At 37.9% G+C, this 14,390-nt stretch carries 19 protein-coding genes; 1 reads left to right on the forward strand and 18 read right to left on the reverse strand.

Going from position 1 to position 14,390, the window contains the following annotated elements; translation table 11 throughout:
* Positions 1-5: 5 nt before the first annotated feature.
* The 16 genes from xseB to cobU all read right to left on the reverse strand — a co-directional run bounded on the left by xseB (position 6) and on the right by cobU (position 12,770).
* A complete protein-coding gene (gene xseB, locus DYE54_RS02000; protein ID WP_115309661.1) occupies positions 6-224 on the reverse strand; it encodes an exodeoxyribonuclease VII small subunit in 219 nt (72 codons plus the stop codon).
* Complete coding sequence (xseA, locus tag DYE54_RS02005; RefSeq protein ID WP_115309662.1) at positions 224-1,423, reverse strand: exodeoxyribonuclease VII large subunit; 1,200 nt, start codon at positions 1,421-1,423, stop codon at positions 224-226. Before xseA ends, xseB begins: the two co-directional genes overlap by 1 nt.
* 8 nt (positions 1,424-1,431) lie before the next feature.
* Entirely contained in the window at positions 1,432-2,493 is a 1,062-nt protein-coding gene (locus DYE54_RS02010; protein ID WP_115309663.1) for a tRNA (adenosine(37)-N6)-threonylcarbamoyltransferase complex transferase subunit TsaD, read from the reverse strand.
* 9 nt (positions 2,494-2,502) lie between these two features.
* Positions 2,503-2,943, reverse strand: a complete 441-nt coding sequence (gene nusB, locus DYE54_RS02015) for a transcription antitermination factor NusB (RefSeq protein ID WP_115309664.1) — start codon at positions 2,941-2,943, stop codon at positions 2,503-2,505.
* Positions 2,927-3,313 (reverse strand): Asp23/Gls24 family envelope stress response protein, encoded by a 387-nt coding sequence (locus DYE54_RS02020; RefSeq protein ID WP_115309665.1) that lies wholly within the window; start codon positions 3,311-3,313, stop codon positions 2,927-2,929. The genes nusB and DYE54_RS02020 overlap by 17 nt, the downstream gene beginning before the upstream one ends.
* On the reverse strand, positions 3,313-3,708 hold the full coding sequence (locus DYE54_RS02025; protein ID WP_115309666.1) for an Asp23/Gls24 family envelope stress response protein: 396 nt from the start codon (positions 3,706-3,708) through the stop codon (positions 3,313-3,315). The genes DYE54_RS02020 and DYE54_RS02025 overlap by 1 nt, the downstream gene beginning before the upstream one ends.
* An 86-nt stretch (positions 3,709-3,794) precedes the next feature.
* Positions 3,795-4,352 carry an elongation factor P gene (gene efp / locus DYE54_RS02030; RefSeq protein ID WP_115309667.1) on the reverse strand — a complete coding sequence of 186 codons (558 nt, stop codon included), beginning with the start codon at positions 4,350-4,352 and terminating at the stop codon, positions 3,795-3,797.
* Positions 4,353-4,366: 14 nt separating this feature from the next.
* Positions 4,367-5,437: a M24 family metallopeptidase gene (locus DYE54_RS02035; RefSeq protein WP_115309668.1), complete on the reverse strand. Its 1,071-nt coding sequence runs from the start codon at positions 5,435-5,437 to the stop codon at positions 4,367-4,369.
* A 60-nt stretch (positions 5,438-5,497) separates the two neighbouring features.
* A complete protein-coding gene (locus DYE54_RS02040) occupies positions 5,498-6,196 on the reverse strand; it encodes a pseudouridine synthase (protein ID WP_115309669.1) in 699 nt (232 codons plus the stop codon).
* Positions 6,197-6,208: 12 nt separating this feature from the next.
* Complete coding sequence (gene cobC / locus DYE54_RS02045; protein WP_115309670.1) at positions 6,209-6,844, reverse strand: alpha-ribazole phosphatase; 636 nt, start codon at positions 6,842-6,844, stop codon at positions 6,209-6,211.
* Positions 6,807-7,943: a pyridoxal phosphate-dependent aminotransferase gene (locus DYE54_RS02050; RefSeq protein ID WP_115309671.1), complete on the reverse strand. Its 1,137-nt coding sequence runs from the start codon at positions 7,941-7,943 to the stop codon at positions 6,807-6,809. Before DYE54_RS02050 ends, cobC begins: the two co-directional genes overlap by 38 nt.
* Before the next feature lie 11 nt (positions 7,944-7,954).
* Positions 7,955-8,863 carry a GHMP family kinase ATP-binding protein gene (locus DYE54_RS02055; protein WP_115309672.1) on the reverse strand — a complete coding sequence of 303 codons (909 nt, stop codon included), beginning with the start codon at positions 8,861-8,863 and terminating at the stop codon, positions 7,955-7,957.
* A 91-nt stretch (positions 8,864-8,954) separates the two neighbouring features.
* A complete protein-coding gene (gene cobS / locus DYE54_RS02060) occupies positions 8,955-9,698 on the reverse strand; it encodes an adenosylcobinamide-GDP ribazoletransferase (RefSeq protein WP_115309673.1) in 744 nt (247 codons plus the stop codon).
* Positions 9,695-10,672 carry an adenosylcobinamide-phosphate synthase CbiB gene (cbiB, locus tag DYE54_RS02065; RefSeq protein ID WP_115309674.1) on the reverse strand — a complete coding sequence of 326 codons (978 nt, stop codon included), beginning with the start codon at positions 10,670-10,672 and terminating at the stop codon, positions 9,695-9,697. Before cbiB ends, cobS begins: the two co-directional genes overlap by 4 nt.
* On the reverse strand, positions 10,672-12,195 hold the full coding sequence (locus DYE54_RS02070) for a cobyric acid synthase (RefSeq protein WP_115309675.1): 1,524 nt from the start codon (positions 12,193-12,195) through the stop codon (positions 10,672-10,674). Before DYE54_RS02070 ends, cbiB begins: the two co-directional genes overlap by 1 nt.
* Positions 12,195-12,770 (reverse strand): bifunctional adenosylcobinamide kinase/adenosylcobinamide-phosphate guanylyltransferase, encoded by a 576-nt coding sequence (gene cobU, locus DYE54_RS02075; protein WP_115309676.1) that lies wholly within the window; start codon positions 12,768-12,770, stop codon positions 12,195-12,197. Before cobU ends, DYE54_RS02070 begins: the two co-directional genes overlap by 1 nt.
* Positions 12,771-12,956: 186 nt before the next feature.
* On the opposite strand from cobU, the gene DYE54_RS02080 reads away from it, so the two are divergent.
* The gene (locus tag DYE54_RS02080) at positions 12,957-13,298 is read left to right on the forward strand and encodes a hypothetical protein (RefSeq protein ID WP_115309677.1); all 342 of its coding nucleotides are present in this window, start codon (positions 12,957-12,959) and stop codon (positions 13,296-13,298) included.
* A gap of 148 nt (positions 13,299-13,446) precedes the next feature.
* Here the strand turns inward: DYE54_RS02080 and DYE54_RS02085 are convergent, their stop codons facing one another.
* Positions 13,447-13,953 (reverse strand): cob(I)yrinic acid a,c-diamide adenosyltransferase, encoded by a 507-nt coding sequence (locus DYE54_RS02085; RefSeq protein ID WP_115309678.1) that lies wholly within the window; start codon positions 13,951-13,953, stop codon positions 13,447-13,449.
* Between the two features lie 28 nt (positions 13,954-13,981).
* Complete coding sequence (gene ndk / locus DYE54_RS02090) at positions 13,982-14,386, reverse strand: nucleoside-diphosphate kinase (RefSeq protein ID WP_115309679.1); 405 nt, start codon at positions 14,384-14,386, stop codon at positions 13,982-13,984.
* Between the last annotated feature and the right edge of the window lie 4 nt (positions 14,387-14,390).

A 14,390-nucleotide genomic window follows, 5' to 3' on the forward strand; every position in this document is an offset into this window, starting at 1 on the left:
ATAGTTTATTTCTGCATTTCATCGCCAATTCGCACTTCTTCAATGATTTGCCGAACTTCGCCTTCTACACTTTGTAGCATATCAGAACACTCTTTAACTAAGGTTAGTCCTTTTTTATATTGCGTAAGCAATTCATTAACTGATAATTCATTAGCATCAAGTGTTCGTACAATTTCTTCTAAAGCAGCATATTTTTTCTCATAATTTTTTAATGTATTAGCCATTAGTGTGAAATCTCCTCAATCATAGCTTTTAATATACCATCTTGCATAGTTATATCAATAGAATCACCTACTGTTACATCGTGGGATGATTGAATAGGCTGACCTTTATGTTCAATTTTAGTATAACCTTTGACTAACAGATGAAGCGGATTCAATAATTCTAATTGTTGTGCTAAGAGCGCTATATCATTTTGTTTTTGTCCAATCTGGTTAGTCATTGATGCTGTTAATTGATGTTGTAAACTTGTTAATTTACTACTTTCCTTATGAATTAAGGTCAGTGCTGGAATCCCTAATTTACGATTAAAAATAGCTTGTAAATCTTGTTTTTTTGATTCCAACATTTGCTTCATAAATTGATGTAAATATTGTTCTTTGTCTTTAATTTGTTGCCACAATAAGCTAACTGGATAGACTGTTAATTCTGCGGCGTGACTGGGTGTAGCCCCCCGTACATCGGCTGCAAAATCACATAACGTATAGTCTGTTTCATGACCTACAGCGGACACTATCGGTGTTTTACAATGGTAGACTGCTTCTACAACAGCTCTGTCATTAAAACACCAGAGATCTTCCATTGAACCGCCACCACGGCCCACAATAATAAGTTCAATGTCTTTATCCTTATCAGCTCGTTCAATGCCTTTAGCAATGATAGGGCCGGCTTTATCGCCTTGTACGGGCACGGCAAATAATTTAAAGCGTACCCATGGATTGCGTTGGGCGGCTACATGCAATATATCGTGCAAAACAGCGCCCGATTCAGACGTTACAAGACCTATGCAAGTGGGCATGATGGGTAATGGTTGTTTGTGGAGTTCATCAAAATAGCCCAGTGCCGTTAATTCCTTTTTTAGAGCTTCATAGGCTAATTGATACGGGCTTTTTTGTCCAATTTGCATATCATTACATATTAAACTTAAACGTCCTGTTTTTTCATAGAAATTAATCGTAGCACGCATAGTAACAAATAAGCCATTCTCAAGCGCACCGACGAGTCCTTTTTTTTGAGCGGTACCCGCCCAAAGGGCTACATCAATAGAGGCTTCTTCATCCTTTAAGGAAAAATAGTAATGGCCCGTACTATGACGTTTTAAATTGGAGATTGTTCCTGCTACATAGCAATTTTTTAATATATATTCACGTTCTAATACTCGTTTAACTAACGTGTTTAAACGGGCAACTGAAAATACATCCATACAAACCTCTACTTTCCTAATAAAGAAGCTCCATAAGCTACTCCGGTAGCATTATCTGAACTATATTCTGGTGGTGCAAATTGTACAGTTACGCCCTGTTTTTCTCCAAAAGCTAACAATGCTTCTCGTAAATAGCTATTAGCCATAACACCGCCTACAGCAATTAAACGATTGGCTGGTCGTTGTTGCCATTCATAGGTTAGCATTTTACAGAGGGATTGACAAATACAATGAAATACGGCTAATGCCATGGTTTGTTGCGTTTCTAACGTATAAGGACTTACCATAGGATCTATCATAGCCTTATCGTGACTCTTTAAATCTTCCTCATTCTTCGTTGTTAGGCGGGCTAAGCGACGCATAGCTTCACTACAAGGGCCTCCAAAACTAAGGGCCCCTTGTTTGACGGCCACTGGTAAAGGTATAAATGATTCCTCTTTTACTAACTGTTTCACTGTTTGTAATAAAGAAGCTGAATCTCTACATAGACCCTTTGCCAATTGTTCTAACTTTGGCCCTGCTGGAAAAGGTAATCCTAAGGCAACGCCAATACGATCAACAAATTGGCCACCATGCAAATCAATGGCCCCATTAACCAATTCTGCTGTAAAAAAATGATCCTCGTTTGGCTCACAATATAATAATTCCGTTGTGCCCCCTGATACATGAAGACTGTAAAAAGGTTCTGCTGGCACCGTTTGTAAGACACGCAAGGCGGCTAAAATATGATTTTCTTGATGAGAGAATTCATATAAGGGAACTTGATGTATGTGGCTTAAACTACGTGCTAAACCATGACCTACAAGAAAAGCTGGCATATATGAATTAGCTTCCCGTCTAGGAAACGCACTCACACCAATGCCAGCAAGGGTATAGTCCTGAGGTAACTGCTCAATTAAACTTGGTAATGCACGAGTATGTTGAAATACCATTTGTGATTGTTGCAAACCTCGTGCACCTGGTTTTACATCAAGTAATTTTCGTGCTTCCCCTATTAATTCGCCAGATTCTGAAACAAGTGCGCAGGAAGTAGTATAACAACTGGTATCTAACCCTAAGTATACTTTCATAGCAGCCTCTTAATCTTCAGGTAAAGCCGAAGTTTTTACTTTCTGTTTAGCAATGGCATCAAGCACAGCATTGACAAATTTATAGCTCTTTTCAGCTCCGTAATCTTTAGTTAATTGAATGGCTTCGTTAATAATAATTCGTGGATCGATTGCTTCGTCAGAAATAGTTAATTCCCAAGTGGCTAGCCGTAATACATTTCGCTCTACAGCACCCAACTGAGAAATTTTTCGTTTTGGTGAATGACTTTGTAATAAAGCATCAATAGTCATTTTATTAGCTTCTACACCTTGAATAATAGCTTCTGCATAAGCTACATCCATTCCTTGAGTCGGATTTACTTCTTCAGCTCGAGGTACGGAAATAATGTCTTCTGCTTTATGAAATTCTTTAGCATATAAACTTTGAAAGGCGTATAAACGGGCTTGACGACGATTACGATTTTGTTTCATTAATGGTCTCCTCTGATTTTTGATTAGGGTCTATAATATTTTCAAAATGTACGTCAATACGTACATTCTCTAAGTCTAAATTTTCTTTTAATTCCTTGCGTATTTTTTGACGAATTTGTTCCGCCATAGTCATCAAGGGATAACCGTAAAGGACATTAATATAAATATTAACTTCCAATCCTTCTTTGCGGTGTTTTACATTAATACCCGGTAAACGTTTTTGACCAAAATTACGAGCAATACCATCAACCATGCCATAGTAAAAATTACTATTTAATGAATGATATCCAGGAATTGAGGTTAACGCACGATTTGAAATTTGTAAAATTACACCATCAGATACATCAACAGATTTATTCTTAGTCTCCACTAAGTATCGCTCCTTTCTTCATTGGTCGTACTTATTACTGTATTGTCAAACGCTATATCTTGAATAAAAATATTAACACCCTCTACGGTAGTGCCAGTAAGAGTTTCAATACCTGTTTTTACATGTTCTTGAACGCGTAAAGCTACATCAGGAATGCGATACCCATAGCGTGCCACTAAATACAAATCTAATGTAATAGACGTATCGGATACATGTTGTAGTTTTACCCCTTCCCACTGGCTTTTCATGCCAATAAAATTGGCAAAATCATCACCAGCAGTCGTACTCATAGAGGCAACTCCTTTAATTTCCAACGCTTTAAACAAAGCAATAGTGCCGTATACAGTATCGCTAATTTTGGTTTTACCTTCAAAGAATGTAGTCTCTTCACTCATAGTACGCCAGCCTTTCTACCATAGCATAAAAGCATTTGCCTCTCACAACATGCGCTAAAGACAAATGCTTTTAAATTTAAATGAAATTACGCACGTTCAATGTACTGACCAGTGCGAGTATCAACGCGAAGTACATCGTCAACTTCGATGAACATCGGTACTTTTACTACATAGCCAGTTTCAAGCGTAGCTGGTTTATTACCACCAGTGGCAGTATCACCACGGATACCAGGATCAGTTTCAACTACACGAAGTTCTACGGCTACTGGTAAATCAATACCAATTACAATACCTTGGAAGAACATGATGCTTACTTCCATGTTTTCAAGTAAGAAGTTTTTAGCATCACCTAATTGTTCAAGTGTCAATTCTACTTGATCATAAGTTTCGCTATCCATAAATGTATAAGCACCATCAGCTTCATATAAGTATTGCATGCGACGACGGTCTACATGAGCTTTAGGTACTTTTTCACCAGCGTTAAATGTACGTTCTACAACAGCGCCAGTTTGCAAATTTTTCAATTTACAACGAACGAAAGCAGCCCCTTTCCCTGGTTTTACGTGTTGGAAGTCAACTACTTGCCACACGTTGCCATCGAGCTCAACTGTTACGCCCGGACGAAAATCATTACTAGAAATCATTTAAATCCCTCCGTTTAACCTTTTACTTCTATTAATTCTTTCGAGGTATGAGTTAATAATTCATAACCCTCGTCAGTAACAATAACACTGTCTTCAATGCGAAGACCAATTTTACCAGGTAAATAAACACCTGGTTCTACGGTAACAATCATATTAGGTTCTAATATAGTATCAGACTTTGGTGAAGCCACGGGTTCTTCGTGAATATCGAGGCCTACACCATGACCTGTACCATGATTAAAATATTCACCATAACTATCCTTGCGAATACTATCACGGCAAGCTGCATCCACAAGCTTGCCTGTTACACCAGACTTCACAGCCGCTAAGCCTTTCAGTTGTGCATGCAACACTACATCATATAAAGTCCGTTGTAAATCAGAAGCTTGTCCCATTACAATCGTCCGTGTCATATCCGAGTGATAGCCTTTGTAAACAGCACCAAAATCAAAAGTAACAAAGTCACCTTTTTCAATCACTTTATCAGAAGCAACACCATGAGGCATGCTGGAACGATGACCAGAGGCAACAATGGTTTCAAAAGAGGGCTCTTCTGAACCTCGACGCATCATTTCAATTTCTAAAATAACACGTGCTTCCTGCTCTGTCATACCTATTTTTAATTGCGGTAACATAGCAGCAAAAGCTTCGTCAGCAATTTGAGCAGCCTTCCTCATTAAATCTAACTCATCTGGCCGTTTAACAGCTCGTAATGAGGTTAAATTAACCGAGGCAAACTGACTATTGGTAAGTACTTCTGAAATGGTCTGATAGGTGTCTACTGGCACATAATTTCCTTCAAAAGCACAGACAGCTAACGAAATTTGCTGTTCTTCAATAATATGGGCTATTGTACACCACACGGAAGAAGTATATTGAATTACTTCATAGCCTTCACATTGTTGCTGTGCTTGTTCGGTGTAGCGACTATCTGTAATTATAAACGCTTGTTTTGGTGTTACAAAACCTACTGCCGTAGTCCCTGTAAAACCAGCAAAATACCTAAGATTGGTCTGGCTAAGCAAGAGTATGCCATCATACTGGTGCGCAGTCAAATAATCCTGTAGGCGTAATAAGCCATTCATGATAAGACTCCCTTGCTATAAATTTTTTCATTTCATGATACCACAAATTACGTATTTTGACTATAGTTTTTCCATGTCTTCCGCACTAATATCCGCAAAATCACCCAAATTTTCAAGGCCTTTTAATGTGATAGGACCTACCGTTAGACGTTTTAAATAAGTAACTTCACCACCGGCAGCTCCAATCATACGTTTCACTTGATGATATTTACCTTCTTCAATCACAATATGAGCTTTACCAGGCTCTACTATTTCAAGCGAAGCAGGCTTACACTGTGTACCATCACCGAGTAAAATGCCCTCAGTAATACGACCTATCCCCTCTTCAGATAATTCACCAGCATATTCAATATAATAGGTTTTAGGGATATGCTTTTTACCATTAATGATCTTATGTGCCCACACACCATCATTAGAAAGGAGTAAAAGTCCTTCAGTATCTTTATCAAGGCGCCCTACCGGAACAACCCCCATCGTTAAAAAATCAGGCGGCAATAATTCCATAACCGTAGGATGACGAGCATCTTCTACGGCGCATACATAACCCGCTGGTTTATTAAGTTTTACATAGTACGTTTGACGACTATCTACTAATTCTCCATTGACCGTAATGGTTTGTTCAGGAATTTGAATGGACATGTCTTTTTTAGAGGCAACTACACCATCAACCATAACCAAGCCCTGCTTAATTAAATGATAAACCTCTTTGCGGCTGCCAAACGCTTTATTGGCTAAAAATTTATCTAAACGTAAACGCATTCTATTATCCTATTATTTCTGAGTCATTGTTTCTAAATGTTTTGTATAATTCAATAAACTAAGTGTATTATGGTCGTCTTCGGTTACGCCATAAAATTCAACGCGGCTAATCGAAGTATTTCCTTGGCTAAAGTTCCAAGCAAAGCGAAGGGGTAAATTAAGCATTTTACAAATTAACGTGCGATTAGTACCACCATGTGCTACGACTAAAATAGTCTTATCTTCCCCAACATGAGTCATTTCATCTTGTAAGGCCGACCAAGCTCGTTCTTGTACATCTTGAAACGATTCTCCGTTAGAGATTTTTACTTTATCAGGACTGCGATACATTGTATAAATGGATTGTGGCCATTTAGCTTCAATTTGATCGTAAGTTAAACCTTCCCAATCACCAAAGTTAATTTCTCGCAATCGTTCATCAGTTTTAAAAGGAATTTCTCGAGTTCCTAAAATTGTTTCTGCTGTAATACGAGCACGATCTAAATCACTCGCAATAATCGAGTCAAAATGAACTGATTGCAGTTCATTGGCTACAGCTTTGGCCTGCCATATACCAGTTTCATTTAAAGGTACATTCGTATACCCTTGATAAAAACCAGTGCTATTCCATTCAGTCTGACCATGACGAACTAAATAAATTGTGTGCATAGGCGAACTCCTTTACATAAGAGATTAATAATTGATTATTTGTTCTATCTTTAACAGCTATGCGAAACCAACCAGTTCCTAGACCTTCATAGGCTTCACAATTGCGAATCAGGACATGTTTTGTTTCTAAAAAATTCATTAAATCTTGCAAACTTGGACTATTTGGCTCCCAATGTAGTAACATAAAATTCACACTAGGTGCGACTGCCTTTATAAAAGGAAAGGCTTTAATAGCACCATAAAGCCACTCTTTTTCACGGGCTACTACAGCTCGACTCTTTTGACGATATACTTCATCTTGAAGAGCGGCTCGACCATATTGAGCGGCTAAGTGATTCACAGACCAAGCAGGAATATGCTGTTGTATATTCGTTAAGACTTGTGGATGTCCTAAAAGCGCACCTAAGCGCAGTCCTGGGATCGCATAAAATTTAGTCAATGAATGTAACACCAATAGATTATCATACTCAGCCAGATATGGTCGTAAACTATGACTTTCATTAGTAAATTCAATAAAAGATTCATCGATTAATAATAAACTATTAGATTCATTAGCTAATGTGGCTAATGCTAATACTTCATGGACTGTTTGTAAACTTCCGTCAGGATTATTAGGATTTCCTAAACAAACCAAACTACGTTGCCCCTTAACGGCTGCTTCGCTTAAATATTGGCGTAACAGTTCATAAGGAACTGTAAAATGAACCTGAGGCTCCAATGCTAAAGTTAGCGGATAAGAACGTACATTTAAATCCTGCGCTTTTGCTGCTAGTGCATATTCAGAAAATCCAGGGGCTGGCACTATAACTTGTTGTAACCCCTTTACTTCCATTAACGCATATAACAGTTGGGCCGCGCCATTACCAAATAAAATATATTCATCTGGAACATGTAATACGGTTGAGGCTATATTTAATAAGTCCATATTATTCGGATCAGGATAATGAATAATTTCATCCAAATGGCTCAGTATGGCCGCTTGCCCTTTAGCGCTTAATCCTACTGGATTGATATTGGCACTAAAATCAACAATATCTTGTGGCGAGACACCTTGACTAGCTGCTGTTTTATAAATATTACCACCATGTATATTTTTCATCAGTTAGCCTCCTAGCGTTTCATAAAGGTAATTCCTTCATTAGTTGTCTCTACCGTATCTAAATAATGTAAATTAGGTAATTGCTGTAATACGGCGGCTTTACAATCAGCAAGCGCCGCCCCATCAGAAGGAAATAATAAGCCCATAATAGTACCACTATGAGCAATGATTGTACCAACACTATTAAAATGACTGCCAATTTCATGCAGTTCATATAACATAGGTTTGTGAAGAATTCGTTGATTGGCAAAAGCACTCAAAGTAGCCGCTTGACCGATTAAGGACACATCATGTTGGGCAATGCCCTCTTTAAATAAAGCAAGGGATTCTAAAATATACGGTTCTTTTTCAGCAATTAAATCGCGTAACCCTTGCTGTGCATTAAAGGCTACCGTATCTATTTCGCCCCCTTCATCAAAAATCATAATCTTCATAGGTGGGCAGTTTCCTAAGGGCTCTGTAATAACCCCTGATATGTAATCAAATTGTACAACGCCTGGATAAAAAGAAGCATCACTTGGTTCAATACTCAAGCAAATTTCTTTCAATTCATCAAGCGTTAAAGGTCGTCCATAGGCTAATGCAGTTGCCATAGCTGCGACGCTAATATCAGCACTGCTAGAAGCCATCCCCTTGCCTTGTGCTATATCAGACCGCACATAAACCATTGGTCTTTGTTTGCGGTAAAGCCAAGGCGTAATTTGATTGCCTTCATATCTCATCAATAATTGTTTGACTTGCTGAGCTGCTAACGCTGCTTTAGGTTGTAAAGAACAGAAATATGGCCTTAACGGTTGTTTCACATCGCTAAGCGCATAAGAATAACGATTAATTGGACAGGTAACCAAAAACGGTTGACCATCAATGGAACCTTGCAAAAATTCACCGCACGTTCCTGGTGCACGTACATAATATGACACCTGTCGTTCCTCCATACTAATATACAAAAAATAAATAGAAAACACAGTAAATAATTAGTAAAACTCTTGTAAATATAGATAATATAGTATTTTATAAAACAGTAAATCCCATGGCAATAGCCGCTAAAATTAATAATACTTCTGACGACTCAATAACAAAGCCATATGTATCACCAGTGACACCGCCTAGGTGTTTGGAAATATAACTATTTAATATAAAATTGATTAAAATACCTATACCTAAAAATACTGCATAATCCCAGCGAAAATATAAGACTGGCAATGTGGCAAATAAGGTAGCCCAAGCAAGGGTGGATTTCGGCGAATAGACAGCAAACGCTTTACCCATCCCCTCTGGTCGAGCATACTGAAAGAGACGTATACTGAGAACTAAAGAGTAACGACTAATAATCGGTAAAAATAAAAGTAACTCCCAAAGAAATTTAGGGTCCACATTGGCTACTAATTGCCATTTTAATAAGGTAAGAAATACAAAACCTACAACACCATTAGAGCCTACACGGCTATCTTTCATAATCTCTAGTTTACGTTCTCTATCTCGGCCAGAAAATAAACCATCACAAGTGTCCATAAATCCATCAGCATGAAGGCCACCAGTAAATAGAAATTCAAAAATAACGAGTAATAAAGCTAATAATTGTATAGGCAAATAATCAGCTAACAACCAATATAAAGCAGCCATAAAGGCCCCAATAACTAAGCCTACAAAAGGAAAATAAATTACACTTTTACCAAAATCATGAATATCCCATTCCGTTTGATTCACGATTTTAAGACGTGTTAAAAATTGTAAGCCAATAAAAAATGCCTTCATAATATCACCAAAATTCTAGAAATTAAGGCTGCTAATACAACCCCTAATAAAGAACAAACATACATCATACCAATTGTTTTTTGAATATGAATACCACGCATCGGTACATCTGGATTACCCATAAATTGACGGAATGTCATAGTATCACCATATTTATTATAGCCTCCTAGGCGAATATGTAAGGCACCTGCCACAGGTGCTTCTGCATATCCCCCATTAGGACTTGGATGTTTCGCTGCATCGCGTTTAGCAATATACCAAGCATTACGCCAATCATGACGTAAAAGAAACGCTGTAGCAATATATAGCAATAAAGTAATTCGTGCTGGGATCCAATTAACAACATCGTCAAAACGAGCAGCGACTCTACCAAAGTATAGGTATCGTTCATTTTTATAACCAAGCATAGAATCCATGGTATTAGCAGTCCGATAAAACAGAGCCCCTAAAGGGCCAAAAACGGCAAAGAATAATAAAGGCGATATAATACCATCTACTGTATTTTCAGCTACTGTTTCAATCGTAGCCCGCGTAATTTCACTTTCATTCAATTCCGTAGTATCTCGGCCAACAATCCAGCCCACTTTGCGACGTGCTTCCGCTAAATTTTTTTGTTGCAATAAACGAGCCAGTTCTAATCCTGCTTCCGCTAAGGAGCGAGGACTAATCGTAATATACACAATGATAACTTCGACTGCATAGGCAACCCAAGGATGAATCGTACCGGCAATTAATAATAATACAAAGCCAATCCCCGTTACAGTAAGAAGTGTTAAACAAACGGTTAGAGCCCCATACGCAATTTTTTTACGAGGGGAATCAGTCGTTCCATACAAAAGATGTTCATAAAAAGAAATGACTTTACCGATAAGAACAACTGGATGAAATTTGCTTTTTGGGTCACCCAATAGGCAGTCTAATAAAAACGCCCACAGCGGAATGAAATAATGAGCATTTTGTATGAACCATTCCATTAGGCTTGTTCCTCTAATAATGCATCAATATATTCCATATCTAAATGCTTCTCTACAATATCAGCCAATCGATTATAAGCCGCATCTTTGTGTTCAAAATAATGGAAAACCTCTTCCATAGGAGGGAGGCCTTTTTTAGTACGCAAAGCATTAATTAATTGGCGTCGTAAACTATCATTATCTAAAATACCATGAATATAGGTACCCATAACTTGGCCTGATTCATTAGTGAAGCCATCCATTACATTAACGGGTTGTTCACTACGCGATGTAATATTAAAACATTCTGCCACAGCACCCACACCACGAGTATCACCCATATGAATTTCATAGCCTCTTAGCTCTTGACCACTATAGTTCATACCTAAGAAGGACAAGTTTTCAGTATTAAAACTAACTTGATGTGTCATTTTGGTGCCTGTCATTGTCGTTTCAGTAGGCAATAAGCCTAAGCCTTTTAGTTCAGGAATATCTCCTTCGATACCATCTGGATCATGCAGTTTTTCCCCCAGCATTTGATAACCACCACAAACACCCAAAACTGGTGTACCTTTAGCTACTAAGGCTTGAATATCTTTATCATAACCACGGTCTTGTAAATATTTTAAATCGGCCAATGTATTTTTAGAACCTGGTAAGATAATTAAATCAGGTTCGCCAATAGCATCGCCAGGTTTTACAAAGCGAACCGATACATCTGGTTCATAGGCAAGCGCATCAAAATCAGTGAAATTTGAAATTTTAGGCGTCTGCATAACGGCAATGGTAATTTCACGATTAATGGTAGTATGTTTACTTTCAAGAGCTACAGAGTCTTCTTCATCAATATCTAGGTTTTCAATAGCAGGAATAACACCTACCACCTTACGTCCAGTTCGTTCCTCAATGAAATCTAACGCAGGTTTTAATAAATTTATATCGCCACGGAATTTATTAATCACAATCCCTTTGACTAAATCACGTTCTTCTGGTTCTAATAATTCTAAAGTACCTACAATGGAAGCAATAGCACCACCACGATCTATATCAGCAATGAGCATAACAGGACAATTAGTCATCTTAGCAACACGCATATTAACAATATCATTAGCTTTCAGATTAACCTCAGCTGGACTACCGGCCCCTTCAATGACAATCATGTCAAAATTATGATTTAAAAATTGAAGACTTTCTTTGACTTTATCAAGGGCTGTTAAGGAATATTGAGTGTGATATTCTTTAGCGCTATACACCCCTACTGGTTTTCCCATAAGGACTACTTGCGACGATTGATTACCTGTAGGTTTTAATAAGACAGGATTCATTTGTACAATCGGATCAATACCCGCAGCTTCTGCTTGTGCTACTTGGGCACGACCAATTTCATCGCCCCAACGAGTTACATACGAATTTAAAGCCATATTTTGTGCTTTAAAAGGGACCGTCTTTAACCCTCTACGATAAAAAATACGGCACAATGCCGTAGTCAAAATGCTTTTCCCTACATTGGAACTTGTTCCTTGAAACATAATTTTCTTTGCCATTATATGTGAACCTCCTTGGATTTTAGTTCTGTTGTAATGCCACTAATTGTAAAATATACTTCATCAGCCTCTTTAGCTACCGCTTGATTAACTAACCCTGCTATATCACGGAAAAAACGAGCTAACCGATTTTCTGGAACAATCCCTAAACCTAACTCATTAGTTACAAATACAACCGTTTTATTAGCTTCACGACTTTGGACTAAAATGTGTTTTAGTTCTTCCACTAAAGCATTGGCTATTTCATTACACACCGCTTGTGTGTGTGGTTCTGCTTTTAGCATAGTATTGGTGGCATACATAGTTAGGCAATCCACCAAGATAATGTCGCATTGTTCTAAAACCTTTGGCCATGAAGCGGATAAATCGAAAGGAATTTCATAATTATGCCACACCGAACCACGACGTTCTTTGTGCTTAGCTACTCGATCTTCCATTTCATCGTCAAAAATTTGACTCGTTGCTACATATCCTTTACTGCCTGATAAGGATAATACTAATTGTTCAGCAAACTCGCTTTTACCACTACGAGCGCCTCCTGTGCAAAGTATAATTTTACTCTTATTATTTATCATGAGTCGTTATACTCTCCCTACTGTTTAATTCTTGGACTCTACTTGCATTTAGAGCCTTTATAAGTATACAATAATTCATATCGCTACTTTTAAGTCATACATTGCTACTTAAAAGTATAAAACCCGTATATCCCATTATACACCGTTCATAGTATATTGAGGGAATAAAAAGGAGTGTTTTATTGTATGGAAATGAAAAATTTTTATGTTAAATTGATGGCTACCCTTTGGGAAAATACATATCGAGCTGTCATTACTGACCAAAATGAGCAATATGCAGCTACAGCCCGTGTAATTGTTAATATTCCCTTACCACCAGAAGCATTACCACCAAATGCACCACAGGTTGAAGCACAGTTATTGGTGCTTGTAGAAGATGGCACTATATCACCAGAAGATTTAATCGAATTTGAAACGATATTAGCTGCTAAAATTCGCGAAAAATTTCAATATGAAATTAGCACCGTATTCTTCTACTACCCAAGTCCTGAAGATGTATTAAATACTGGCACGATTGATCAAAAATAGAATAAAATATAAAAGCTATGTTACCGAATGATTCGCGTAACATAGCTTTTTATATGGGATGACCGTATTTCGTATTCACGCGTCAAGCAAGTATGAAGTTTCTGCCACTTCACCTATGTGAACACAATGAGTACATTGAGATGGCCTATTATAGTTCAAACTCAGCACGAGCTAGCATGTAGCAACAATCAGATAAACGATTTAAGTAGCGAATGTTAACTTCGTGAATCGCTTCACCTGATTCAGCCGCACGCAATAAAGCCCGTTCAGCACGACGTGTTACCGTACGACATTGATGCAATAAAGCGGAACTTTTTTTATCACCAGGCACGATGAATTTAGTCAGTGGTTCCATTTTAGCATCATAGCTATCAATAATTTTTTCAAGGTTTTCAATATGAGCATCTGTAATAGTAGGTTCTTGGCCTAAACTTGCTACATCAGCCATCAATTGCCATAATTCTTTCTGAATTCCATAAATAACTTGTTGTATGTCATCATGTTCAGAGAAAGCACGAGCTACGCCAAGTACAGCTTGTAATTCATCAATAGTACCATAAGCTTCTACACGAAGGGATGCCTTAGAAAGGCGCTCGCCTGTATATAAAGAAGTAGAGCCTTTATCACCTGTTTTAGTATATACCTTTGCGTTCATACTATCACCTCTTGTACTGTAAAAGAATTTAAAATTCTGGGAACCATAAAGCGACTTCACGTTTTGCTGTGTCTACCGCATCCGATGCATGCACTACATTTTCATTAATTGCTAACCCATAGTCACCACGAATCGACCCAGGATTTGCTTTTAATGGATCTGTAGCACCATTTAATTGACGTACAGCAGCCACTGCGTTTTCACCACTTAATACCATGGCAAGAACAGGACCAGATGTAATGAAATCAATTAATTCTTGGAAAAATGGTTTTTCTTTATGTTCTGCATAATGTTCAGCCGCTAACTCACACGGTACTTGCATTAATTTTAGAGCACTAATTGTTAAGCCTTTGCGCTCATATCGAGCTAAAATTTCACCACAAAGTTTCTTTTTTACGCCATCTGGTTTTACGAGTACTAACGTGTGTTCCATGATT

Origin of the sequence: Veillonella criceti (assembly GCF_900460315.1) — a bacterium.
GTDB lineage: Bacteria > Bacillota > Negativicutes > Veillonellales > Veillonellaceae > Veillonella_A > Veillonella_A criceti.